Source organism: Streptococcus sp. cx1, from assembly GCF_052384325.1.
In the GTDB taxonomy this organism is placed as follows: domain Bacteria; phylum Bacillota; class Bacilli; order Lactobacillales; family Streptococcaceae; genus Streptococcus; species Streptococcus salivarius_G.
Genome location: NZ_JBQSUN010000007.1, coordinates 43,687 through 69,481, shown reverse-complemented (window position 1 = coordinate 69,481; position 25,795 = coordinate 43,687). Strand labels below are relative to the sequence as shown.

Here is a 25,795-nt window from a genome sequence, read left to right as displayed (position 1 = left end):
TTTCTTTTTTCCTAAAATTGTTTACGACCGTGACAATTTTTAAATTTCTTACCAGAGCCACATGGACAGAAGTCATTACGACCAACCTTACTAAAGTCAATTTCTTGACCATTAGCATCTGCTTGGTGAGCCTGGATATTGCCTGTTGCTGTTGTTGAAACACGTTCATTCACATTTTCACGAGATTGTTCATGAATTTGTGCTTTCATCATTGTACGTGTCACATCATATTCAATTGCCCCAATCATATCTTGGAACATCTTGAACCCTTCAGATTGATACTCAACGATTGGATTGTTTTGGGCATAACCACGCAAACCAACGGCATTACGTAATTGATCAAGGGCATCGATGTGGTCCGTCCACTTGTTATCAACAACCATCAAAATCAAGACTTTTTGGAATTCACGGATAGCTTCCTCTGAACGCAATTTCTTGATTTGACGATCATAAACATCATCTGCTAACTCATTCAAGTAAACTTTAATAGCGTCATAATTAACACTACGTTTCGTTACCTCTCCCACTTCTCGTAAATCTTCAAGTGAGATGGCATTCTCAGGAACCAAGGCCTGACGAGCAAAGTTCAAGATACCTTTAAGAGCTTCCTCTTGATCATTGCGGCTGTGACCATCTACCGTACGGTTAATCGTACGCTTAATCATAGCCTTAATCTCAGGTTCAAGGTCACGTTCTGCTGTGATAACATCATAACGCTCAGCATAGATGATTTCACGTTGTTCACGCATAACGTCATCGTACTGAAGGACTTGTTTACGAGTATCGTAGTTATTTCCTTCGACACGTTTTTGAGCCGCTTCCACTTGGCGTGTCAACATACGTGATTTGATAACGATATCTTCATCATCAGCATTCAAACGTTCCAAGACTTGCTTGATACGATCAGAACCGAAACGACGCATCAATTCGTCTTCAAGTGAAAGGTAGAATTGAGATTCCCCTGGGTCCCCTTGACGTCCCGCACGACCACGCAACTGGTTATCAATACGACGGCTTTCGTGACGTTCTGTACCAATAACACAAAGTCCACCAAGTTCAAGAACACCTTCACCAAGTTTGATATCGGTACCACGACCGGCCATGTTGGTCGCAATCGTAACGGCACCACGTTGACCCGCATTCATGATAATATGCGCTTCTTTTTCGTGGTTTTTAGCATTAAGCACTTCATGAGGAATGCCTGCTTCAACCAACATCTTAGAAATCAAGTCAGATGTTTCAACGGCAACCGTACCAACAAGGACTGGCTGTCCCTTTTCATAACGACGTTTAACATCTTGTACCACAGCACGGAATTTAGCATCCAAGGTTGGGTAAAGAAGGTCGTCGTGGTCAATACGTTGAATTGGACGGTTAGTTGGAATCGGAATGATTCGCATGTTATAGATTTCACGGAATTCATCTTCCTCAGTCTTACCAGTACCAGTCATCCCTGACAATTTCTTGTACATACGGAACATATTTTGGTAAGTGATTGAGGCAGATGTCTTCGTTTCTTCTTGAACTGGCACACCTTCTTTTGCCTCAATGGCTTGGTGGAGTCCATCTGAGAAACGACGACCTTCCATGGTACGACCTGTAAATTGGTCAACGATAAGAATTTCTTGCTCAGGACTGACCACATAGTCAATATCATGCAACATGATGTAGTTGGCACGAAGGGCATTGTCAATATAGTGAGTCAAGGCAACATTATCAATATCGTACAAGTTGTCCAAATTGAAGAATTCTTCAGCCTTGTCAATACCTGAGTCATTCAAACCAATTGTTTTTGTTGGAATATCAATGGCATAATCGTCTTCTGTTAATGTTTTAACAAAGGCATCTGCACGATGATACAATTGGTTAGTTTCTGAACTTACAGGTCCTGATACGATCAATGGTGTACGGGCTTCATCAATAAGAACCGAGTCAACCTCATCGACCAAGGCATAGTTCAATGGACGTTGTACCATGTTTTCCTTACGAACAACCATGTTATCACGAAGATAGTCGAAACCTACCTCTGAGTTGGTTGAGTAAGTGATGTCACAGTTATAAGCTTCACGTTTTTCAGCTGGCGATTTGGCTGAAAGGTTAATCCCTACTGACAAACCAAGCCAACTATAAAGCTCACCCATTTCAGTCGCATCACGCTCTGAAAGGTATTCGTTAACGGTGATAACGTGCACACCTTCACCTGAAATAGCATTTAGGTAAACAGGCATTGTCGCAGTCAGGGTTTTCCCTTCCCCTGTACGCATCTCTGGGACGTCACCATGGTGAAGAACGATACCACCCATGATTTGCACACGATATGGGAAAAGTCCAAGGACACGTTTTGCCCCTTCACGAACAACTGCAAATGCCTCTGGCAAGAGTTGATCTAGGCTTTCTCCGTTTTGATATCGTTTTTTAAATTCTTCTGTTTTTGCCTGAAGTTCTTTATCTGAAAGAGCTGCCATTGCATCAGCATAGCTCTCGACTTTCTTGGCAGTTTTTTCTAGTTTCTTAATTTCGCCTTTATCATTTTCAATGATTTTGCGTAATATATTTGCCATCTTTTTTCCTTTCGACAGTCTTTATCTCCATATTTTACCACAAAAGCCCCCTTTAAACAAGAAATCACTCAAGGATTGACAAAGAAAAAAGCCCTAGTTTAAGGGCTTTCACAATGGATTTGCAAATAAACGAAAACTTTTTTATTAGATTCACTGAAAATATCGACAATAATGCTTTAAAACTACTTCTTAGAGTTCTCTTGGCTCTCTAGGATATCCTCAAAATCATGCAAGAGATTTTCAAAAGCCTGCTCAAAGAAGGCATGGTCGGTGCTACTATAGGCCTTCATTATCATAGGGCTAGCTTCAAAATCAACGTAGAATTGATAGTCCAAGACACCATTTTTCCAGTAAAATTTGATGCTAGGGGAAGCCGTTTTTTCACCGCACATCCCAGGAATGGCCCGTTGTAAGCCATAAATGTGATCTCCATAGTCTTTTAGACGATAGTAAGCTCCCTCAAAATAATAGGATTTGCCGATCTCAATACGCTCAAATAGTGCAGCTAAAACTTTTTCATTACTCATACCTAAGCCTCGTTAGGGTGACTGACAATCATCTCCAATTGTCCATCAATTTCCCAATCTGTCACATCATTTGGAAGAATGAAGTGATCACCTTTTTTTAGACAATAAATGCGTGAATCGATAGTCATAGTCCCATTGCCAGAAAGTACTGAACAAAGCAAATAAGGAGCTGATTGTTTGAAGTCAACCAAGCCATTGAGTTTCCATTTATATACGGCGAAGAAGGAGTTTGATGTCAAACAAGTCGACTCTAATTGCAAGGTCTTAACAGTTGCTGGGACGCTATTTTCTGGGTCCCCTAAATTCAAGACATCAAGAGACTGTTGAATATGAAGCTCACGTTTATTGCCCTGATCATCCCTACGATCAAAATCATAGACACGGTAAGTGGTATCGCTAGATTGTTGAGTTTCTAAGATAAGGATACCTGGACCAATAGCATGCATGGTACCGCTTGGTACAAAGAAAAAGTCACCTTTCTTAACAGGAGTTTTCGATAAAAGTCCATCCCAATCACCTGCTTCAATCAAGGATGCCAGCTCTTCCTTTGTCTTAGCCTTGTGACCATAAATAATTTCTGCACCCTCTTCAGCATCAATAATATACCAACATTCTGTCTTTCCTAGCTCACCTTCGTGCTCTAGCCCATAGGCATCATCAGGGTGTACTTGTACTGAGAGCCAGTCATTAGCGTCCAAAATCTTTGTCAACAAAGGAAAAACACTAGTCTTGGGATTTCCAAAAAGTTCTGGTTTATCCTTGTAAAGCTCTGCCAGGTGGAAACCAGCATACTTTCCGTTTTTGACATAGGATACACCATTAGGATGGGCAGAAATTGCCCAGTATTCGCCAGTGTGTTCACTGGGAGTATCATAACCAAACTCTGTCTTAAGGCGATTACCTCCCCAGATTTTTTCATGCATTGGCGAATCTAAAAATAAAGGTTCCATTACATCCTCCTGTATAGAGCAAAACGCCTTAAGATCATGTCTTAAAGCGATTTTACATATTTTGCTTATTTGCGTGAGTGTTTGTCAGCTACGTCTTTAGCAAGTGCGAAGTTACCAAGCGTCGCAGAACCATTACCTGAAACAGCAGGTGTCACAATATATTCATTTACATCTGGTACTGGAAGGTAACCATTCAAAAGAGCTGTGAATTTTTCACGAACACGACGAAGCATGTGTTCTTGCCCCATAACACCGCCACCAAAGACGATAACTTCTGGACGGTAAAGGACTGTTGCTTGGACAGCAGCTTGAGCAATATAGTAAGCTTGGACATCCCAAACTTCAGAATGCTGATCAATCAATTCACCACGAATACCTGTACGAGCTTCGAGCGATGGTCCAGCAGCCAAACCTTCCAAACAGCCACGGTGGAATGGACAAGTTCCGTTAAATTCATTGGAAACATCATTTGGGTGAAGCGGTACATATACGTGACCAGCTTCAGTATGACCCATACCACCAATGAATTCACCATTTTGAATAGCTCCAGCTCCGATACCTGTTCCGATAGTGTAGTAAACAAGGCTCTTAACACCTTTACGAACAAGTGTCTCACCATAAGCAGATGAGTTAACATCAGTCGTAAAGTAGAAAGGAATATTAAACTCTTTAGCAATCAAACCAAGAAGGTCGACATTTGACCAATGTGGTTTTGGTGTTGAAGTCACAAAACCATATGTTTCAGAGTTTGGATCAACATCAATTGGTCCAAATGAACCAATTGCAATTCCAGCCAATTGATCTTCATAACGTTTGAAAAATTCAATAGTACGGTCAATTGTTTCGTAAGGTGTAGTTGTTGGGAATTGAGTTTTTTCAACGACTTGGAATTTCTCATCACCGACAGCACAAACAAATTTTGTACCACCAGCTTCCAAGCTTCCGTAAAGTTTAGCCATAGGTAAAGCTATCTCCTTTTATGATCAATAATAACTATTTATACTATTATAAATAAAAGCAGGATAAAAGACAATCTAAATGAGGCCTTATTTGACAAGGTACAGACTACTCTGCTTCATACTTTTCTTTATGAGACTTTTAACTAAAAAAGCCGAATTGACTTCGACTTTTCTAGCTTATTATTTAACTGCGATGAAGTCTGCACCTTCAGCAACTGAACCAGTCGCTACTGATGAAACATCTTCGAAGTCTGCAGTGTTTGTAACGATAACCATAGTTGTATCGTCAAGACCTGCTTCAGTGATTACTGAGCTATCGAAGGTAGCCAAGACATCACCTTTTTTAATACGTTGATTTGCTTGAACTTTAGCATCAAATCCTTTACCTTCAAGTGAGACAGTGTCGATACCGATGTGGATAAGCACTTCAGCACCTTTATCAGATTTAAGACCGTAAGCGTGACCTGTTGGGAAGGCGATTTGCACTTCACCATCAAATGGTGCAACTACTTGGTTACCTGAAGGTTTGATAGCAGCACCTTTACCCATAGCTCCTGATGAGAAGACTGGGTCATTAACATTTTCCAAAGCTACAACTTCACCTTTAAGTGGTGCAGCGATTGTTTCAGCTTGCAATGCAACTGGAGCTGATTCTGCAGATGCAATATCTTCAGCAACAACTTCTTTTTGAGCTTCAACTTCTTCCTCTTTGTAACCGAAGATCCAAGTAAGAGCGAAACCAAGAGCAAGTGTTACAAGTACCATAATCACATACTTAAGTACTTGACCGTTAAGGTATAGAAGAGTACCAGGAACGATTGTTACACCAAATCCTGTACCAGCAAGGTTAAGGATTGATGCCAACCAACCACCGGCAGCACCAGCGATAAGACCCATGATAAATGGCTTACCGAAACGAAGGTTAACCCCAAAGATAGCTGGTTCAGTGATACCAAGTACCGCTGAAAGAGTTGCAGGGAAAGCAAGTGCTTTCAATTTAGCATCTTTAGTTTTAACACCCACTGCAAGTGTCGCACCAGCTTGGGCAGTCATAGCAGCTGTGATGATAGCGTTAAGTGGATCTTTACCAGTATTAGCAATGAGGTTAGCTTCAAGCAAGTTAAAGACGTGGTGAACCCCTGTAACGACGATAACTTGGTGAACTCCACCAAGAACAAGACCAGCAAGACCAAATGGCAAGTTAAGAATCCATTCTGTAGCAGCAAGAACATAGCTTTCAACAGTATGGAAGACAGGACCAATGATAAAGAGGGCCAAAGCTGACATTACTGCAAAGACGATAAGTGGACGTAAGAGAAGGTCAAGAACATCTGGAACCCATTTACGAACCCATTGCTCGAACTTAGCACCAAGCAAACCTACGAAGAAGGCTGGAAGCACTGAGTTTTGGTAACCTACTACTGGAATAAAATCAAAGAAGTAGATTGGTTTAGCAGCACCTGATGCAACATCCCAAGCGTTAGGAAGGGCGTTGTTAACCATCATCAAACCAAGAACCAAACCAAGAAGTGGTGAACCACCAAATACGTTAAAGGCTGACCAACAAATCAAGGCTGGGAAGAAGGCGAAGGCTGTATCTGTCAATACAACTGTGTAAGTGTAGAAATCTGTAGCAGCAAAAGCTTTTGATGTTGTACCGAACAAACCAAGAACTGTATCGTTATTGATTGCTCCACGGATACCCATGAAAAGACCAGTCGCTACGATTGCTGGAAGCAATGGAACGAAAACGTCACCGAATGAACGGATAGCACGTTGGAACCAGTTCCCTTGTTTAGCAGCTTCTGCTTTTTGTTCGTCTTTAGATGCTGTTGGAAGACCTTGAGCAACGACTTCGTCGTAAATCTTGTTAACAGTACCTGTACCAAAAATCATTTGGTATTGACCTGAGTTGAAGAAAGCACCTTGAACTTTTTCAATGTTCTCAGCCTTTTCTTTATTGATTTTGTTTTCATCTTTAACCATCACACGTAGACGAGTCGCACAGTGAGCAACACTGTTGACGTTTTCACGTCCACCGAGGGCATCGATGACTTCTTTTGCAATTTGTTTGTTATCCATTTGCAAAAATCTCCTTAATAAAATTTGGTATGAAAGCGTTTAGCTTTTCTTTACGATAACTATTTTAGCATCTTTATATCATATGTCAACCGTTTAGCATAATTTTTTATTTTTTTATGATAAATCGTTGATTTTTCTAGGTAAAACGTTTACTATATTACTAACAAATAGATTAGGAGATCACTTTATATGAATCTACCAACAGAAGTTCGTTACCGTCCATACGCAGATTGGACAAACGAAGAAAAAACAAAAATTAAAGAAAATGTTGCTAAATCACCTTGGCGTGCAAGCTACCATATTGAACCAGAAACAGGTCTACTTAATGACCCAAACGGTTTTTCTTACTTTAATGGTAAGTTCCAACTCTTCTACCAAAGTTGGCCCTTTGGAGCTGCTCATGGTTTGAAACAATGGGTGCATACTGAATCTGAAGACTTGGTTCACTTTACAGAAACTGGTGTCAAACTCTTGCCAGACCATGAAAATGATAGCCACGGTGCCTACTCAGGTTCTGCTTATCAAATTGGTGATAAACTCTTTATCTTCTACACAGGTAACGTTCGTGATGAAAATTGGGTTCGTGACCCACGTCAAATCGGTGCCTGGATGGATAAAGACGGCAAAATCGAAAAATTCGACAAGGTTCTTATCAAGCAACCTGCTGATGCTACTGAACACTTCCGTGACCCTCAAATCTTCGATTACAAGGGACAATTCTACGCTATCGTAGGTGCTCAAAACCACGATAAACAAGGTTATATCAAACTTTACAAAGCTGTTGATAATGATGTAGAAAACTGGGTTGAAGTTGGAGACCTAGACTTTGGTGGTACTGGCTCAGAATACATGATTGAGTGTCCTAACCTTGTCTTTGTAGATACCAAACCTGTTCTTCTTTATAGCCCACAAGGTCTTGATAAAGCTGAACTTGACTATGGCAATATTTATCCTAATACTTATAAGATTTTCCAAGATTTCGACCCTGAGAAATCTGCCCTTGTTGATGGCACACCAATTATTAACTTGGACTACGGGTTCGAAGCTTATGCTACTCAAGGATTTAACACTCCTGATGGTCGTGCCCTTATTGTTAGCTGGATTGGTCTCCCAGACGTGGACTATCCAACTGACAAATACGACTACCAAGGTGCTATGAGCTTGGTTAAAGAATTATCTATCAAAGATGGTAAACTTTACCAATACCCGGTAGAAGCTATTACAAGCTTACGTGCTAGTCAAGAAGATTTCTCTGAAAAAACGGCAACAACTAACACTTACGAGCTTGAACTTAACTTTGAAGCTAACACTCAAACAGAACTTGTCCTCTTCGCAGACCAAGAAGGAAATGGCTTGTCACTTACTGTTGATACTGAGAACGGAAAAGTTATCCTTGACCGTTCTAAAGCTGGTGAACAATATGCTACTGACTTTGGAACAAGTCGTGAATGTACACTTGATGCCGGTCAAGCTGCAACAGCAAACATCTTTGTAGATAACTCAATCGTTGAAATTTACTTCAACAAAGGTGAGAAAGTCTTCACTAGTCGTGTTTTCCCAAGTGCAGAACAAACTGGTATCAAAGTAACATCAGGAAACGTTTCTGGGCACTACTTCGACTTGAAATACTAAGGTGATTTATGGTCGCAAAGCTTACTGACGTTGCCGAACTGGCTGGTGTGAGCCCAACCACAGTTTCTCGCGTCATAAACAAAAAGGGCTACCTCTCACAGAAGACCATTGACAAAGTTCACGCTGCTATGCAAGAACTCAACTATAAACCTAATAATTTAGCTCGAGGTCTTCAAGGAAAGTCGGCCAAACTCGTTGGCTTGATTTTCCCAAATATTTCCAATATATTTTATGCCGAACTTATTGAACGTCTTGAGGATGAACTCTTTAAGCAAGGCTATAAAACCATTATTTGTAATAGTGAACATGATCCTAACAAGGAGAGGGACTATTTGGAGATGCTTGCCGCCAACCAATGTGACGGCATCATCTCGTCTAGTCACAATCTTGGTATTGAGGATTATGAGAAGGTTGAAGCTCCCATCGTTGCCTTCGACCGTAATCTCGCCCCAAAGATTCCTATTGTTTCGTCTGACAACTTTGAAGGTGGCAAGTTAGCCGCAAGAGCTATGGTCAAGGCTGGCTGTCAACGCATTGTCATGATTACAGGCTATGATAATTCGGATTCTCCAACAGGACTTCGTCAACTAGGTTTTAATTATGAATTGGACAAAGAAGGCATTATTTGTCCTGTTCCAAACGATTTGTCTCTCATGCGACGAGAATTAGACATCAAATCTATTATCTCTCGTGAAAAACCAGATGGCATCTTTGTTTCGGACGATTTAACAGCTATCTTGGTTATGAAGATAGCTAGACAATTGGGGCTTTCTATCCCAGATGACCTAAAAATCATCGGTTATGACGGTACCGCCTTTATCCGTCACTTCTACCCAGAGTTAGCAACTATCCAACAACCTTTGGATGAAATTGCTAAGCTTTGTGTCGAAATTCTTCTCAAGAAAATTAAAGGCAAAACAGTTAATCGTGATTATGTACTTCCAGTGAGTCTGATTGCTGGTGGCAGTATATAAATGAAAGTCGCAAGAAATCTCCGCTTGCGACTTTTTCTTGTTACATTTGTAGAAAAAAAGAAGTTGAAACAACGTTCAACTTCTTTTGCTTATGCTTCATCTGTCACAAACTGACTAAGTACACCATTAATGAACTTAGCAGATGTTTCATCAGAATATTTTTTAGCGATTTCAATGATTTCGTTAATAGCTACACGTCCTGGTGTTTCTTCAAATGACGTGATTTCATAAAGTCCCAAACGAAGGAGAGTACGATCTGTCACAATCAAACGTGAGAGGCTCCAACCCTCTTTCAACTTTTCTTCAATTTGACTATCAAGTTGGGCCAACTCTTCACGGACACCTGTTACTAGGCTAAGAAGAAAGGCTGGTACATCAACTTCAGTTTCTTCGTCAATTGGCTTGTCATAAGTGTAAGCGAAATGTGCTTGTTCCAGAGCTTCTCCACCAAATTCAAGGGCAAAAAGCGTTTGAAAAGCACGCTCACGAAGGTCACGACGTGAATCTTTAAAGATATTAGTCATTCAAAAAATCCTCGTTAAACAATTCAGCCAAGTCTGGTTTTTGTGACTTTTCAGTAACAATAGATTCAACGTGAACATTGACTTCTGAAATTGCCACTTCTGCCATATCATAGACAGCTGCTTTAACAGCCTTTTGAATTTCAATTGAAACCGCTGGTACGTTAACCCCATACTGAAGTGAGACGTAGATATCAGCATTTACAGTACCATCTTCTTCTGTTCGGAGGTAAACACCACGTCCCAAGCTTGTTTTGCTGAGACTATCCGTAACATTTTTATTTTGAAGGGCGTAAACACCTTCCACTTTAGTTGCAGCGATACCTGTAATCACTTCGAGCACGCGAGGGGCAATTACAATTTCACCGATATTTTCTGTAGTCATCGCATGTTTCCTTTCCGTTAGTTTGGAAAATAAAGCCTTCAAACCAGTGGTTTGAAAGACTTAGTTGGGCTTAGGCACGTGATACGTAAGTACCTTCAGCTGTGTTGATAACCAATTTTTGACCAGCTTCGATAAAGTCTGGAACGTTAACCACAAGACCAGTTTCAAGTGTTGCAGGTTTACCTGAACCTGTAACTGTTGCACCTTTGATTGATGGTTGTGTTTCAGTAACAGTCAATTCAACAGTTGTTGGCACTTGAACACCAATAACTTCTGTTCCGTAGAATTGGATTTTTACGTCTGAGTTTTCAAGGATAAATTTCAATTCTTCTTGAACGTTGGCTACTGGGATTTCATATTGGTCATATGTTTCAGTGTTCATGAAGTATGCAGTATCATCCATTTGGTACAAGTATTGTGCTGGTACTGTTTCGATGATTGCTTGTTCAAATTTTTCTTCTGGACGATAGCTAGTATCAAAAGTTGAACCTGAACGAACATCACGCAATTTCATACGCATGATTGTGTTACCTTTACCAGGTTTGTGGTGGCTAGCTTCAAGAACTTTGATCAATTTGCCATCGTTAGTTACGAAAGTCATACCCGCACGGAGTTTACTTGCTTCAATCATTATTAAATACCTCTTTGTAAAAAATTATTATCAGTTTATTTTACCATAAATGATAGCATGGCTCAAATGTTTTATAGATTCAAGCCCAATCCTCAGGCTTTTTTCAAAGAACAAGCTAGTCATCCATTCCTAAGTGAACCTCTGGAACATCATGTTGCAAATAAGAAACGCCTTTTTGTTCCATCAATTCAATCGCAAAGGGATGGGGCCTATAATTGGCCTTGTATGTAATCTTAACAATACCAGCTTGCAAGAGAGCTTTGGTGCAGTTGATACAAGGAAAATGAGTCACATAAATCTCTGTATTTTTGGTAGAAATCCCCTCTTTGGCACATTGGATAAGGGCATTCATCTCTGCGTGTACCGTACGAATACAATGACCATCTTCCATATAGTGGCCTACTTCGTTACAGTTATCAGTCTCAGAAACTCCGCCGTTATAACCTGTAGCGATAATACGCTTGTCCTTGACTAAAACAGCTCCAACAAAGGCACGATCACACGTAGAACGCTTAGAAATCAGCTCTGCATTAGCCATAAAATAATCTTGCCAAGATAAACGGTTTGGCATAAAGTATTCCTCCAAATCTTAGAGAACAATCAATTCCTTAGGCGCAAGGGTAATCAATTCACAACCATTTTCTGTGATAATGATGTCATCTTCGATACGAACACCGTATTTACCAGCCAAATAAACACCTGGCTCGTCCGTCAAGACCATACCAGCTTCGATAGTCTCATCAGAGTTACCAAAGTAAGGAATCTCGTGAATGTCAAGACCGATACCATGTCCAATACCATGTGTAAAGTAGTCACCGTACCCCGCTTCGACAATAACATCACGCGCAACCTTATCATAGTCACGACGTGTCATACCAGCCTTAGCTGCGTCAATCAAGGCCTGGTTAGAACGTAGAACGATATCATAAATTTCACGCTCCTCATCAGTGGTGTCACCAATATGGATAGTACGAGTCATATCGCTAACGTAGTGGTTGTAGTAGCAACCAAAGTCCATCGTTAAGGTTTCACCAGATTGGATAACCTTTTCTGAAGCAACCCCATGAGGCATAGCAGAACGGTAACCTGAAGCAATGATAGACTCAAAGGAAACCCCTGAAGCTCCGTACTCACGCATACGGAAATCTAGGAAGTTTGCCACTTGTAGTTCTGTTGTTTGACCTGGTTTAATAAAATCAAGTACATCTGTAAAGGCACGGTCCGAGATAGAACAAGCCTTACGGATAGTTGCCAATTCTTTTTCGTCCTTGATCATACGCAACTCTTCCATGAAGTTGCTTTGTGGTGATAAAGTGTAGCCTTCAAAAATCGCTTGAAGACCTTGATAGTAAGCAAATGATACCTGATTATCAAATCCGATTGTTTCCAGTTTATTAGCCTCGATAATTTTAACAATATCCTTAAGTGGGTCCTTACTTTCGATAATATCAAAGCCATGCACGGATTGTTTGGCAATGAGGGTATAACGTGAATCCGTTAAGAAGAGGCGACGATTCTTAGTAATGAAGACAGTCGCATTTGTCCCCCAGAAATCTGTTAAATAATAGATATTTTTTTGTCCTGTCACCAACAAGGCATCAAGGCCTGATTGGGAAAGTTTGGCATCAAATCGTTCAAGTCTACGTTGCATTATGAATTACTCCTTTGGTATTTTAGGTTAATTATACCAAATTTTCAGACTTTAAAGGATTAAATTGACATTTTAGATTGTTTTTTTGATGTCATAAAGAAAAAGCCAGATGAAACTCTGACTTTATTAGCATTATACAAAGGCTCGCTTTTCGTAGATAGTTGGTAATCATATTTGATAAATTCTTTTATTTCTCGACGTAGAAAATAGTCTGTTAGAAAAATTTCCCTAAAAGACTTATAAGCAGGTCTGTTAGATTCCTAAAAACTTGCTTAATTTGAGACATTAGGCTATTAACAGACTGGTCTGTATGATTAACTGTATTCTCACCACCATACTTGATAGTATCTTCAGAGGGGGATTCAGGTAAGGGATTTTCCGCCTTCTCTACTACCTCTGTTCCCTCTGGTGTCTCCGTTTTCTCAGTTTCTTCCTTAAAAACAGCCTGATAAATAGCTTGGGCATCTGGAGCACTGCCAAGATAGCCAGAAACCAATTGACCATTTTTGAGACGAATGACACTTGGAGTCCCTGGAATACCTAGCTTATCAAATAGTATTTTACGAGACTCACGGTCCAGCTGATCCGAATCTGTATTGTAATAAAGAAGCTGACCATCAATCAGGGTATTGAAATCCTTCAAAACTGGAGAATTTTGACGACAATAATAGCAGGTTGGCCGGCCAACATAAAGGATATGGTCCCCACCATCTTCAGTCAACATATTTGTGACATCACTATAAGAGACCTGCTTCAGGTTTTCAAGATTCTTTTCATAAGTTTCAACCGAAACCTCTTCGGACCTCACTTCTGTCTCAGCCACTCCTGTCTGTGATGATGGAAGAAGAGGATTTTCCTTTGTCTCACTATTAGATTCAGCCTTCTCAACCACTTGTTCGGAAGCTGTTTCGGAAGAATCTTGCACACTCCCTACTTCACCATTTTCAACAAAATCACTGGCTAGCTCTGTAGCGACCTCCCTAACATCTAGCTCATCTGCTGCACCACTAAGCACTGCTAACTGACAAGTACCTAAAACAAAACTCGCCATCAAAATAAATTGTATTTTCTTCATGTGTTCTCCTTATTTGTTTACTGTGTGACATCTTACTTTTTACCCATTAACAAAAGCAAGGGTACCATGACACTAATTACCATGTTTCTCTCCTTTTTCTATTTAATTAGCGCTTTAACAACTAAGTTCAAGCTATGACTTCATTATAAGAGCTTAACAAGATAAAAAATAGTGACATAGATGTCACCATTCCATAGGATTAAAGACAAAAGAAAAGGCTAAGTATATAAACTCAACCTGAGACTATAGTAATTAGCAGAGAAAATCATTTCTCCTTGTCCTTACCCGCTACCCTAAGCGCAAACAAAGAAAAAGCTAGCGAAAGTGTTGACCAGACGAGACAATGGTCAATAAAAGCAACGCCTTCGGTGAAACTTAGCGTAGCATTTATCATCACAATAAATAGCCAGACAATCACGATAACAATGCTTAAGCTTCTAATAAGATTATTTTTCTGTTTATCCATATTCTTATTTTCCATATCTGGTCCTCATCTTAACTTCTAATCGCCATAAGGATATTTTCTTTTTAACCACCATCTGTCCCAACCTAATCGTTCAGGAAAAGTCTTGGGCCTATATACAAAATTACCTCCTGTGACATTTTCTAAGGTTTCAGCAGTTAGCTCTTCGCCATATGCTTTAGTACGCATTCTTATTTCTCCTTTATTTTCAAAAATTACAGCAATAACTACTTGGACTATTCAAAGACTTGCTGTCTTTAAAACCTAGTGAGTTTAGCTACAATGTCATTATAAGTTCCTCTTTTTCAAAAAAATAGTGACATAGATGTCACTATCACTAAACACAAAAAGACAGGCCTTTATAAAACCTGTTCCAAAACTTGCTTATTTCTACGATGTCTTACAATAAGATAAAAAATAACTTCAAAAAGGAGGAAACTAAAATAAAATCCTATGACATAAAGCAAAGTTTCCCATTTATCTGTTGCTGATTGAAAATGGCCATGATGATCCACTGTACGAATGCTAATCAAAAGACAAATATCTAGAAATAGGGCTAGTAGAATGCCGTTAAAGCCTATGAAAAAACGCTTTTTAACCATAATACAACTCCTTTTTGTTTTTCTTAACTGTAGGATAGCAAGCTCAACTTAAATTAGCCTAAAGCAAAAAAAGACTCCGAGAGCCTTTTTCCTTTATTTCAATTTTTCTTTCAAATATTGTCCAGTGTAGCTTTCTGGAACAGCTGCTACCTCTTCTGGAGTCCCTGTAGCTACGATGGTACCTCCACCGACACCGCCTTCAGGACCCAAATCAATGATATGGTCTGCGGTCTTTATAACATCCAGATTGTGCTCGATTACGAGAACAGTGTTCCCATCGTCCGCAAAACGCTGCAACACCTTCAAGAGACGCGCAATGTCATCTGTATGAAGACCTGTCGTAGGTTCATCTAGAATATAGAAAGACTTCCCTGTAGAGCGTTTGTGCAACTCACTAGCTAGCTTCATACGTTGGGCTTCACCACCTGAGAGGGTTGTTGCTGGTTGTCCCAGGGTCACATACCCAAGTCCTACATCCTTGATAGTCTGTACCTTACGAGCAATCTTAGGAATAGCCGCAAAGAAGTCAACTGCGTCATCAACTGTCATATCCAGAATCTCCGCAATATTTTTTCCTTTATAACGAACTTCTAAGGTTTCTGAATTATAGCGTGTGCCATGGCAAACCTCACAAGGAACATAAACATCAGGTAGGAAGTGCATCTCAATCTTGATAATACCATCACCAGAGCAGGCTTCACAACGGCCACCCTTGACATTGAAAGAGAAACGCCCCTTCTTATAACCTCGAATCTTGGCCTCATTGGTTTGAGCAAACAGATCACGAATATCGTCAAAGACGCCTGTGTAAGTCGCTGGATTAGAACGAGGTGTACGCCCAATTGGACTTTGGTCAATATCAATCAAACGCTCGATATGCTCGATTCCTGTCACTGATTTGTGTTTACCTGGCTTCTCACTATTACGATTAAGCTCTTGGGCAATTTTTTTCTTGAGAATTCCGTTAACCAAAGTCGATTTTCCCGAACCAGAAACACCTGTGACTGCAATCAACTTTCCAAGTGGAAACTTGACAGACACATTCTTAAGGTTATTTTCGCTAGCTCCTGTAACCTCGATAAAACGACCATTACCTACACGACGTTCCGTCGGTACAGGAATTGATTTAGCACCTGACAAATATTGCCCGGTGATTGATTTCTTGTTCTTAGCCACTTCCTCTGGAGTTCCCGAAGCCATGATTTGCCCACCAAAGGCACCAGCACCAGGTCCCACATCGATAAGCCAGTCAGCCTCACGCATGGTATCTTCATCATGCTCCACCACAATCAAGGTATTGCCAAGGTCACGCATCTTTTTAAGACTTGAAATCAAGCGATCATTGTCACGCTGATGAAGCCCAATAGAAGGCTCATCCAAAACATATAGGACTCCAGAAAGATTAGAGCCAATCTGTGTCGCCAAACGGATACGCTGACTCTCACCACCTGAAAGAGTTCCAGCCATACGAGAGAGAGTCAAATAATTAAGACCTACATTATTTAGGAAAGTCAAGCGATCCTTGATTTCCTTAACAATTGGACGAGCGATCACTCCCTCGTTTTCACCTAATTCAAGGTTATCGATTTCCTTAAGATGATCTGAAATAGACAAATCAGAGATTTGACCAATATTGAGACCATTCTCACCACCAACACGAACTGAGAGTGCTGCTTCGTTAAGACGATAGCCATGACAAGTTGGACATGACAGCTCATTCATATAACCTCGCATGACATTGCGAGTGAAATCACTATTGGTCTCGTAATAGCGACGATTGATATTAGTCACAACTCCTTCAAAAGGAATATCAATATCACGCACCCCACCAAAATCATTAACATAATGGAAATGGAATTCACGATCCCCAGATCCGTAGAGAATCAAATCTTGTTCTTCTTTTTTAAGATCTTCAAATGGCGTATCCATATCCACGCCGAACTGCTCCATAGCCTGCTCAAGCATAGCTGGATAATAGTTGGACGAAATAGGATTCCAAGGCGCCAGAGCACCTTCACGCAAGGTCTTACTAGCATCAGGGATAACCAAATCCATATCAACTTCCAGTTTATTACCCAAACCATCACAGGTCGGACAAGAGCCAAATGGCGCATTGAATGAAAAGAGACGAGGCTCCAACTCTGGCACTGTGAAGCCACAAACCGGACAAGAATAATGTTCTGAGTAAAGCAGTTCATTATCATCCATGGTATCCACAATCAAGTAGCCATCTGCTAAACGTAGGGCCGCCTCCACCGAATCAAAGAGACGACTACGGATACCATCCTTATTCACCAAGCGGTCTACAACTACTTCTATATTATGCATTTTAGACTTAGACAACTCTGGCACTTCTGTGACATCGTAAATCTCACCATCTACACGAACACGAACATAACCGTCCTTTTGTACACGCTCAAAAACGGCCTTGTGTTGCCCTTTTCTACGACGAACAATCGGCGCTAAAATCTGCATACGCGTACGCTCAGGAAGAGCTAGAACCTCGTCCACAATCTGTTCCACAGAGGATGACTGAATGGCCCCATGACCATTAGGACAATAAGGAACACCCACACGGGCATAAAGAAGACGAAGATAGTCATTAATCTCTGTTGCCGTTCCGACCGTCGAACGAGGGTTTTTGCTTGTTGTTTTCTGGTCAATGGAGATGGCAGGACTCAAACCATCAATCGAGTCCACATCAGGTTTCTCCATATTTCCCAAAAACTGGCGGGCATAAGCCGAGAGACTTTCAACATAACGACGTTGCCCCTCTGCATAGATGGTATCAAAGGCCAAAGAAGACTTACCAGAACCTGACAAGCCCGTCACCACCACCAGTTTATCACGCGGAATCTCCACATCGATATTTTTTAAATTGTGAGCTCTTGCTCCATGAATCACTAACTTATCTTGCATATTTTAAGAGACCCTAACCCAGAAGCTACGGCCACTCCTTTCTACAGACGGATGGAAAATCCATCCCGACTTTCTCTCATATTATAACAAAATTTCAATTTATCCAGCCCAAAAATGTTTCAAATGTAGTATAATATTGGAGTGTCTGAAAAAGGCAAGGAACATCGTCCCAAGCCTCATTTGACATCACTAAAAAAAGCTAAGAGCGGTGTTTATTTTACTTAAAAGCGATTGTAAAAATCCTTTTATAATCAAGGCGCTAGCGCTTACCTAATGACAAAGGAGGGGTTCCCATTGAAACAAATGTTCTTATCCACCGGAAAAGAATTCAAAGAAATTGAAACATTCGAGCCTGGTGCTTGGATTCATTTAGTGAACCCTTCCCAAGAAGAAGCCATGAAGGTTGCAGAACGTTTTAACATTGATATTCAAGACCTCCGCGCCCCTCTGGACGTGGAAGAAACATCACGTATCGATGTCGAAGATGACTACACCCTGATTCTGGTCGACGTCCCAACCCAAGAAGAGCGTAATAACAAAAGTTACTACGTTACCATTCCATTAGGTATCATCGTTACCGATGAGGTGGTTGTTACTACTTGTCTTGAGGACATCAGCCTTATGGACAACTTCCTCAACCACCGTGTACGTAACTTCTATACCTTCATGAAGACACGCTTTGTCTTCCAAATTCTCTATCGCAATGCTCAACTTTACCTAACCGCCCTACGTTCTATCGACCGTCAGAGCGATAAATTGGAAGCTCAGTTGGAAAATGCGACAAAGAACGAGCAATTAATTGACATGATGGAATTGGAAAAATCCATTGTCTATCTAAAAGCCTCACTTAAGATGAATGAGCGAATTGTCAAAAAGCTAACAGGTAACGCCTCAAGCTTGAAGAAATATATCGAGGACGAGGATCTCTTGGAAGATACCCTGGTCGAAACCCAACAGGCCATTGAGATGGCAGGCATCTATGAAAATGTCTTGAACGCTATGGCTGAAACCTCTGCATCTATCATCGGTAATAACCAGAACACTATCATGAAAACACTGGCTCTCATGACTATGGCTCTGGACATCCCAACCGTTATCTTCTCCGCTTACGGTATGAACTTTAAAAACAATTCTATGCCCCTAAACGATTTAGATAACGCCTTTTGGGTCATTTTCTTCATCGCGGCTCTCGGGTCATCTTGCGTTGTTATCTACTTTATCAGAAAAAAATGGTTCTAACATAGAGCCTCTTCTTTTCCCTAAACTTCAACACTAAAAATAATATTATTTATCGAAAGGTCATCTCATGGACATCCAAAAACTCACCAAGAAAAACCAAGAATTTATCCACATCGCAACCAACCAACTCATCAAAGATGGTAAATCAGACCAAGAAATCAAAGATATCCTTGGCGATATTATTCCTGAACTTATCGAAAACCAGAAAAAAGGAATCACAGGACGTGGACTCCTTGGTGCTCCAACTGTTTGGGCAGCTAGCTTCTCCCCTGAAAAACACCAACAACCTGAAACTGGTAAACCTAACAAAGAAGTACCAGAAACAGATAAAACACCTTGGAAAATGTGGCTTGATACCTCACTCTTCCTTCTAGCCATCGTTGCAATCATGAACGCAATCTTTGGTTTCTCAGGTACACAAACTAGTTACGGCCTCACAACCCTTCTTTCAGTGTCATTCATTGGCGGTCTTGCTATGTATACCCCTTACCACTACATCTACCGTCACAATAACAAACCAAAAGAAGAACGTCCAAAATGGTGGTTCAGCATGACCATCATCACTCTCTCTTTTATTGCATGGTTTGCTCTCTTTAGTCTTACAGCCCTTCTTCCAAGCTACCTCAACCCTGGTCTTTCACCAATTGTAATCCTTATCATTGGTGTCATCGCTGGTGTTGCCAAATACTTCTTCAAACGTCACTACAACGTTCAAAGTACTTACGCACCTGCATCTTAATCTATCTCAACCCCAAGCACCCAGAAGGGTGCTTTTTTACGTCAGAAATCTTGACACAGTTGGTTGTTCTATACTAAAATGTTAAAGTTAATAGACAAAAGAAAGAAATCCAATAGATGCGTATCAAATTCCCTCTACTAATCATTGCTTGCTGCCTATTACTTATGGCTTGTGGCCACAAGAATACTCAGAAAAACTATCAAGCTTACTATAGTTTTAACAATGTGACGACTTCCACTCAGGAAAAACAGCTGGCAAAAGCCTTAAAAAGCAAGGGCATCCCGACAAAAGACTGGGACAATCTAGCCCCTTATATTAGTCGTTACAATCAGGAAAATACAAACCTCCAACCTGTTGTCAAAAAATGGACCAAAAGTAAAATCGGCAAGGATCAAAATCAATTCGTCACCTTCCTTAATGAAAAAACTTTCGAAGATAACAAATCACATTTTACTGATGACTTAAACTGCCGACGAACATCGTTCCTCCTTCTTCATGATCTTATTACAAGTTCAGAGGACCTCACCAAATTGGACCTCCCCCTTCAAAACGAATTTATAGATCTTAAGTCACGCCACAAAGAGCTAACTGCCAAGGATCAAGCTCTCTATAGTCTCCTCTTTGGGGATAATATCAGCTATCAGTCTACGAATGACCTCCTTAAAGCTTGGAAAAAAGCTGGACTCAAGTTCCCAAAAAAGGTTAAACTCCTCTCAGTCTTTCAAAGTAGCCCTGGTGATGTCAGCAATTTCCACACGGCTATAGCTTATGAAAAAGATGGCAGTATCTATGTCTTTGAAAAACAGGACCCTACACTTCCTTACAGGTGGAGCCGCTTCAATAATTGGGCGGATATCAAAACACACTGGTTATCAAACCGCTTCAAGGTCTTCAAAGATAATGTCGATATCCTCGTTAACGACCAAAAATTTGATGATTTCTTAGAAAACACACTCTATATACCACAAACCAACCAACTAGCTCCTCAAGATAAATGAGAAGACCAGTTGGTTTTTCTTTTTCCCTAAAGTATAAAATAAAACTCTCCACTGTCAGCCCTAGAAATAACAAAAGCCTACAAAATCAAGGCAGAAAAAAACACCCTCAGTCGAGGGCATTATTTTTAGTCTTCGTTTACGTAAGGCATAAGTGCCATAACGCGAGCGCGTTTAATCGCTGTTGTTACTTTACGTTGGTTTTTAGCTGAAGTTCCTGTTACACGACGTGGAAGAATTTTACCACGTTCTGAAACGAAACGGCTAAGAAGCTCAGTATCTTTGTAATCAACATATTCGATTTTGTTAGCTGCGATGTAATCAACTTTTTTACGGCGTTTGAATCCGCCACGACGTTGTTGAGCCATGTTTATTTCTCCTTTATATATTTAATTCGTTTTGTCCATTCTTAGAATGGGAGATCGTCATCTGAAATATCCATTGGATTTGAATTACCAAATGGACTCTCATCACGACCGAAGTTTGGTGTAGATTGTGCAGGTTGTGATCCACCAAATGAACCACCAGTTGAAGCTCCTCCACCGAATGAATTTGAATTATCAAATCCTCCAGCGTTGTAAGAACCACCACTGTGACCTTCACGTGCCGCACGGCTTTCCAACATTTGGAAATTATCAGCGACAACTTCAGTTACGTAAACACGTTGACCTTGTTGATTTTCATAGTTACGAGTCTGAATACGACCTGTAATTCCAATCAATGCGCCTTTCTTAGCCCAGTTAGCCAAATTTTCAGCTTGCTGGCGCCAGATAACACAGTTAATAAAGTCAGTTTCACGTTCACCATTAGCACCCTTGAAGTTACGATTAACTGCAAGACTGAATGTAGCAACTGCAACATTACTTGGTGTATAACGAAGTTCCGCATCACGGGTCATGCGACCAACGAGTACGACATTATTAATCATAATCTACCTTCTTACGCGTCAAGTTTAACGATCATGTGACGAAGAATGTCACCGTTGATTTTTGAAAGACGGTCAAACTCGTTAAGAGCAAAATCGTTATCAGATTCAACGTTAACAACGTGGTAAAGTCCTTCACGGAAATCTTGGATTTCGTATGCAAGACGACGTTTTTCCCAATCTTTTGATTCAACAACAGTTGCACCGTTGTCAGTCAAGATAGAATCGAAACGTGCTACCAAAGCGTTTTTAGCTTCTTCTTCAATGTTTGGACGAATGATATAAAGAATTTCGTATTTAGCCATTGATATTTTCCTCCTCTTTTGGTCTAATGACTCATGGTCTTTCTCCACGAGTAAGTGAGGTGCACTCACAAGATATGATTTTACCAAAGAATAGGAGATATTGCAAGGAAAAACTTATTAACTTTATCTTCCAAATAGTAAAAAGTTTAAATGACCAAGAAAAGAGCTAGACCTCATCAGTTATCTTTTCTCTGACTAAACTTCATGCTAAAATAAGAGAATGCTTTATCATAAAAAGAAATTAGGGGAAAAACTAGGACTTCCAACCTTTAACCACTACTACAATATTCCTATTACTACCCTAGAATATGATTTTAAAAACTTAGGTCCAAGTGATACCTACATTATCACTTTTAAACAGGACAATAACCTCTTTGTTGTTGACATAAGACATCAGCTTGGTCATACCAGTCATTTTGATACCGTCTCCCTCTTTGAACAAGATAATCTCTTATCAGGTATCGCTGCTGTCCCTTTAGCCTCTGTTCCTAGCATACAAATCTTGTCTTTTCCAGACAAGTTACACTCTCTGAACCCTAGTCAGCGTCTAAAAAATCTCGTCGCTCTTTACTACAAGGATGAAGAAATCATGCGTTACCTCAAGACGAATAAAAATATCGGTGATCAGGTGACAAGATATCAATTAGAGGCTGATCGACTAGAAAGACAAGGTAAGAGTTTTGACTTCTTCAAGTACACCAGTCGTGGCAAAGTACGAGAAGAAGACGGTCTATCGGAAGTGTCTAGCAAGGACTACGACTTCATTCCTGATTTTCATCCCTTCTTAACCTCACCAAGAAGCCAGCAGGTTTTAAGCGTCCCAGTAACCTACTGTGATGACAAAACGAAACAGACCGCTAAAATAGACATCATGGGGTGGTATATCAAGGACCAGCAACTTAAGATTCGTTGGAAACCCAAGTACATGCGCAAACGGCGATGGCGCTCATCACGTATCTCAATTGATATCGTGACCGACAACTACTTCTTCCAAGGACAAATCTATAGAGATAGTAGTGCTCCCATATTTCTGAACAACCTAAGCTTTGATAGCAAGATTCCTAAGAGCTTCCTGCCGCATCTTAAAAATCAATACCAAATCTTTATGGCTCTAGTCGAAGAACAAAAAAGACTGGCTCTCCTACGAAAGGTCCAGTTAAACAATAAGGATTAAGTACCTTTCAGCAAAATTCAACATATCAAAAAGCTCATTCTTACACGCTAGAATGAGCTTTTAAGATTCTTCAATTGTCATTAGAACATCCTTTTGGAATTTTGTAAAAAATATTTTCATAAGGAGGAGTCATTGTGTGTCACCATTTTTATACCTAGCAATCATAGATTACCTCCATCAACTTACAAATAACTTTTTTGTATTGTAAATTTTCTATTACATTGGTATCACTCCCTAAGCTATTTTATGCAATAACTTGAAGTGTCTCCATTTTTATAACGTCCTAAATTCATCATCATAGTAATCACCTCTGATTCGTATGATTTGAGACCTATCTCCCCATTGACCACTCAATGAGATTTACTTGTCGCCGTTCTTATAACGACTTACATCAAACATCAACATAAGCGTCACCTCGGTACTTTTTTACAAGATTTAAGCATTCAACTTTTGTCGATAGTTTACTCATTTGGCATCGGTATCACTCCTTAAGCTATTTTACGCAACAGCTTAAGTGTCTCCATTTTTATACCTACTAACATTTCTCATGAGCTTTACCTCACTTTTTGACGTTAATCTTGAGTTTAGCTTTCAATTTCTGGTGGTATCACTCCCTTGTAGCTATTTTATGCAACATTTTTAATCGCCGTTTTTATACCTACTGATATTTTTCATGAACTCACCTCATTCATCTTAAGAATATAGGATTTACGTTTCGTGTGGCATGGGTATCACTCCTTAGGCTATTTTACGCAACAACCTAAGTGTCTCCATTTTTATACCTACTAACATTTCTCATGAGCTTTACCTCACTTCTTCTTAAGTTAACAGATTTGAGTTTAGCTTTCGACTTCTGGTGGTATCACTCCCTTGTAGCTATTTTATGCGACTGAATTAATCTCCGTTCTTGTAACGTCCTACTGTCATGTGGTCACGCTCCTCAGAGATGAATGGTAAAGTTATTTGTTTTGCCTACTGTTTTGTTTAGAGATTTTAGTCTCCGTTTTTGTACCTTGAAATATTGACTCTCACCATGGCTTTTACCTCCTTGATGAATCCTTATCTTCTTTACACTCTTAGTATAATGTAAACGCTTACTTTTGTCAATCTTTTTAACAGAAAAACGCATGATTTTTTGAAAAAAGATTTCTTTGCTACAATAGAGACATGTTAGATTTAAAAGAATACGGCATTATCATGTGGGATGCTGAGAAAATCGCCTCTTTTCATCGTACCCTCCTGGACTGGTACGATCGAGAGAAACGAGACCTCCCATGGCGTAGGACTAAGAATCCCTACTATATCTGGATTAGCGAAATTATGCTACAACAAACCCAGGTTCAAACTGTCATTCCCTATTACGAGCGCTTTTTAGACTGGTTCCCAACAGTTAAGGATCTGGCTGAGGCTCCAGAAGAGAAACTTCTCAAGGCTTGGGAGGGGTTAGGTTACTATTCACGTGTCCGCAACATGCAAAAGGCTGCTCAGCAAATCATGAATGATTTTAATGGTCAGTTTCCAGATACTTATGAAAACATCGCCAAACTCAAGGGCATCGGACCCTATACTGCTGGTGCTATTTCTAGCATTGCTTTTGGACTCCCAGAGCCCGCTGTTGATGGTAATGTTATGCGAGTTATGGCCCGTCTCTTTGAGGTCAACTACGATATCGGAGACGCCAAAAATCGTAAGATTTTTCAAGCGATTATGGACATTTTGATTGACCCTGACCGTCCAGGGGACTTTAATCAGGCGCTTATGGACCTTGGGACCGATATCGAATCAGCTAAAAATCCAAGACCCGACGAAAGCCCTATTCGCTTTTTCTGTGCAGCCTATCTCAACGGAACTTATGACAAGTACCCTATCAAATTGCCTAAGAAGAAGCCTAAACCTATGCAAATTCAGGCTTTTATTATCAGAAATGCAAAGGGTGAATTTCTGCTCGAAAAAAATATCGAGGGACGTCTGCTAGGTGGTTTCTGGTCCTTTCCTATCATGGAAACGGACTTTATTGGCCAACAACTCAGCCTTTTTGAAAAAGATGATAGTATTCTCGAGACAGTCTCTCAAAAGGCTATTTTTGAGGAAAATTATGCCCTCAAACCAGAGTGGACGAATAATAGTTTTACACCCGTAAAGCATACTTTCAGCCACCAAAAATGGACCATCGAGATGGTGGAAGGTAGCGTTAATGACGATAAAGTCACTACCGATAAGGAGCTATGCTGGGTAGCGGCTGAAGACTTCGACCAGTTCCCAATGGCCACACCACAGAAGAAAATGATTAAAACTTATGAAGACAGCAAAAAAGGATAGCGTTGAGTGCTACCCTTTTTCTTATGCATCAATTTTATTGTGCTTCCGGCTACGCAAAGCAAGGTATACTTTTGAAAGAACTACTCCCAAAAAGATATAAAACAACTCCAAATAAGTCACATTTTTTGACATCAAAAATTCAATCATAATACGACACTCCTTTTTAT

At 40.3% G+C, this 25,795-nt stretch carries 25 protein-coding genes; 7 read left to right on the top strand and 18 right to left on the bottom strand.

Annotated features, from left to right (window positions below; all coding sequences use genetic code 11):
- Positions 1-11 precede the first annotated feature (11 nt).
- The 5 genes from secA to ACT170_RS09415 form a co-directional block, all read right to left on the bottom strand.
- The gene (gene secA / locus ACT170_RS09435; RefSeq protein ID WP_002884211.1) at positions 12-2,561 is read right to left on the bottom strand and encodes a preprotein translocase subunit SecA; all 2,550 of its coding nucleotides are present in this window, start codon (positions 2,559-2,561) and stop codon (positions 12-14) included.
- 182 nt (positions 2,562-2,743) lie between these two features.
- Positions 2,744-3,088 carry a hypothetical protein gene (locus ACT170_RS09430; protein WP_002884428.1) on the bottom strand — a complete coding sequence of 115 codons (345 nt, stop codon included), beginning with the start codon at positions 3,086-3,088 and terminating at the stop codon, positions 2,744-2,746.
- 2 nt (positions 3,089-3,090) lie between these two features.
- The gene (gene manA, locus ACT170_RS09425; protein WP_175061516.1) at positions 3,091-4,038 is read right to left on the bottom strand and encodes a mannose-6-phosphate isomerase, class I; all 948 of its coding nucleotides are present in this window, start codon (positions 4,036-4,038) and stop codon (positions 3,091-3,093) included.
- Positions 4,039-4,103: 65 nt separating this feature from the next.
- Positions 4,104-4,997: a fructokinase ScrK gene (gene scrK, locus ACT170_RS09420; RefSeq protein WP_084915301.1), complete on the bottom strand. Its 894-nt coding sequence runs from the start codon at positions 4,995-4,997 to the stop codon at positions 4,104-4,106.
- A gap of 180 nt (positions 4,998-5,177) precedes the next feature.
- Positions 5,178-7,079 carry a sucrose-specific PTS transporter subunit IIBC gene (locus tag ACT170_RS09415; protein ID WP_038676753.1) on the bottom strand — a complete coding sequence of 634 codons (1,902 nt, stop codon included), beginning with the start codon at positions 7,077-7,079 and terminating at the stop codon, positions 5,178-5,180.
- A gap of 189 nt (positions 7,080-7,268) precedes the next feature.
- Here ACT170_RS09415 and ACT170_RS09410 point away from each other — a divergent pair, with 189 nt between their 5' ends.
- Both ACT170_RS09410 and ACT170_RS09405 read left to right on the top strand, forming a co-directional pair.
- Complete coding sequence (locus tag ACT170_RS09410; RefSeq protein ID WP_444818246.1) at positions 7,269-8,711, top strand: sucrose-6-phosphate hydrolase; 1,443 nt, start codon at positions 7,269-7,271, stop codon at positions 8,709-8,711.
- An 8-nt stretch (positions 8,712-8,719) separates the two neighbouring features.
- Positions 8,720-9,685 (top strand): LacI family DNA-binding transcriptional regulator, encoded by a 966-nt coding sequence (locus tag ACT170_RS09405; protein ID WP_245085344.1) that lies wholly within the window; start codon positions 8,720-8,722, stop codon positions 9,683-9,685.
- 89 nt (positions 9,686-9,774) lie between these two features.
- Here ACT170_RS09405 and nusB read toward each other — a convergent pair whose 3' ends face one another.
- From nusB to uvrA, 10 genes are all read right to left on the bottom strand, one after another.
- On the bottom strand, positions 9,775-10,209 hold the full coding sequence (gene nusB / locus ACT170_RS09400) for a transcription antitermination factor NusB (RefSeq protein ID WP_002884506.1): 435 nt from the start codon (positions 10,207-10,209) through the stop codon (positions 9,775-9,777).
- Positions 10,202-10,591 (bottom strand): Asp23/Gls24 family envelope stress response protein, encoded by a 390-nt coding sequence (locus tag ACT170_RS09395; RefSeq protein WP_002884704.1) that lies wholly within the window; start codon positions 10,589-10,591, stop codon positions 10,202-10,204. The genes nusB and ACT170_RS09395 overlap by 8 nt, the downstream gene beginning before the upstream one ends.
- A 70-nt stretch (positions 10,592-10,661) precedes the next feature.
- On the bottom strand, positions 10,662-11,222 hold the full coding sequence (efp, locus tag ACT170_RS09390) for an elongation factor P (RefSeq protein WP_002891830.1): 561 nt from the start codon (positions 11,220-11,222) through the stop codon (positions 10,662-10,664).
- A 115-nt stretch (positions 11,223-11,337) separates the two neighbouring features.
- On the bottom strand, positions 11,338-11,793 hold the full coding sequence (locus ACT170_RS09385; protein ID WP_002884736.1) for a deoxycytidylate deaminase: 456 nt from the start codon (positions 11,791-11,793) through the stop codon (positions 11,338-11,340).
- A gap of 18 nt (positions 11,794-11,811) precedes the next feature.
- The gene (locus tag ACT170_RS09380; RefSeq protein ID WP_444818245.1) at positions 11,812-12,873 is read right to left on the bottom strand and encodes a M24 family metallopeptidase; all 1,062 of its coding nucleotides are present in this window, start codon (positions 12,871-12,873) and stop codon (positions 11,812-11,814) included.
- A gap of 214 nt (positions 12,874-13,087) precedes the next feature.
- On the bottom strand, positions 13,088-13,948 hold the full coding sequence (locus ACT170_RS09375; RefSeq protein WP_014632606.1) for a thioredoxin family protein: 861 nt from the start codon (positions 13,946-13,948) through the stop codon (positions 13,088-13,090).
- 265 nt (positions 13,949-14,213) lie between these two features.
- Positions 14,214-14,429 carry a hypothetical protein gene (locus ACT170_RS09370; RefSeq protein WP_444818244.1) on the bottom strand — a complete coding sequence of 72 codons (216 nt, stop codon included), beginning with the start codon at positions 14,427-14,429 and terminating at the stop codon, positions 14,214-14,216.
- Between the two features lie 21 nt (positions 14,430-14,450).
- Positions 14,451-14,600, bottom strand: coding sequence for a hypothetical protein (locus ACT170_RS09365; protein ID WP_022496292.1), 150 nt, complete (start codon positions 14,598-14,600; stop codon positions 14,451-14,453).
- 170 nt (positions 14,601-14,770) lie between these two features.
- Entirely contained in the window at positions 14,771-15,013 is a 243-nt protein-coding gene (locus ACT170_RS09360; protein WP_155211885.1) for a DUF3923 family protein, read from the bottom strand.
- A 93-nt stretch (positions 15,014-15,106) separates the two neighbouring features.
- Positions 15,107-17,932: an excinuclease ABC subunit UvrA gene (uvrA, locus tag ACT170_RS09355; RefSeq protein WP_444818243.1), complete on the bottom strand. Its 2,826-nt coding sequence runs from the start codon at positions 17,930-17,932 to the stop codon at positions 15,107-15,109.
- Between the two features lie 294 nt (positions 17,933-18,226).
- Between uvrA and ACT170_RS09350 the strand changes: the two genes are divergently transcribed.
- The 3 genes from ACT170_RS09350 (at position 18,227) to ACT170_RS09340 (ending at position 20,908) form a co-directional block, all read left to right on the top strand.
- A complete protein-coding gene (locus ACT170_RS09350) occupies positions 18,227-19,171 on the top strand; it encodes a magnesium transporter CorA family protein (RefSeq protein WP_444818242.1) in 945 nt (314 codons plus the stop codon).
- A gap of 67 nt (positions 19,172-19,238) precedes the next feature.
- Positions 19,239-19,910, top strand: coding sequence for a DUF1129 domain-containing protein (locus ACT170_RS09345; RefSeq protein WP_048790099.1), 672 nt, complete (start codon positions 19,239-19,241; stop codon positions 19,908-19,910).
- Between the two features lie 116 nt (positions 19,911-20,026).
- Positions 20,027-20,908 carry a DUF4300 family protein gene (locus ACT170_RS09340; RefSeq protein ID WP_444818241.1) on the top strand — a complete coding sequence of 294 codons (882 nt, stop codon included), beginning with the start codon at positions 20,027-20,029 and terminating at the stop codon, positions 20,906-20,908.
- Positions 20,909-21,033: 125 nt separating this feature from the next.
- Here ACT170_RS09340 and rpsR read toward each other — a convergent pair whose 3' ends face one another.
- From rpsR to rpsF, 3 genes are read right to left on the bottom strand one after another with little or no spacing between them, the layout of a single operon-like run.
- The gene (gene rpsR / locus ACT170_RS09335) at positions 21,034-21,273 is read right to left on the bottom strand and encodes a 30S ribosomal protein S18 (RefSeq protein WP_000068665.1); all 240 of its coding nucleotides are present in this window, start codon (positions 21,271-21,273) and stop codon (positions 21,034-21,036) included.
- 41 nt (positions 21,274-21,314) lie between these two features.
- On the bottom strand, positions 21,315-21,833 hold the full coding sequence (locus ACT170_RS09330; protein ID WP_002891844.1) for a single-stranded DNA-binding protein: 519 nt from the start codon (positions 21,831-21,833) through the stop codon (positions 21,315-21,317).
- Positions 21,834-21,844: 11 nt separating this feature from the next.
- Complete coding sequence (rpsF, locus tag ACT170_RS09325; protein ID WP_002884188.1) at positions 21,845-22,135, bottom strand: 30S ribosomal protein S6; 291 nt, start codon at positions 22,133-22,135, stop codon at positions 21,845-21,847.
- 220 nt (positions 22,136-22,355) lie between these two features.
- Between rpsF and ACT170_RS09320 the strand changes: the two genes are divergently transcribed.
- The gene (locus tag ACT170_RS09320) at positions 22,356-23,309 is read left to right on the top strand and encodes a hypothetical protein (RefSeq protein WP_014635048.1); all 954 of its coding nucleotides are present in this window, start codon (positions 22,356-22,358) and stop codon (positions 23,307-23,309) included.
- Positions 23,310-24,476: 1,167 nt separating this feature from the next.
- Positions 24,477-25,628: an A/G-specific adenine glycosylase gene (gene mutY / locus ACT170_RS09315; RefSeq protein ID WP_444818240.1), complete on the top strand. Its 1,152-nt coding sequence runs from the start codon at positions 24,477-24,479 to the stop codon at positions 25,626-25,628.
- Positions 25,629-25,795 lie beyond the last annotated feature (167 nt).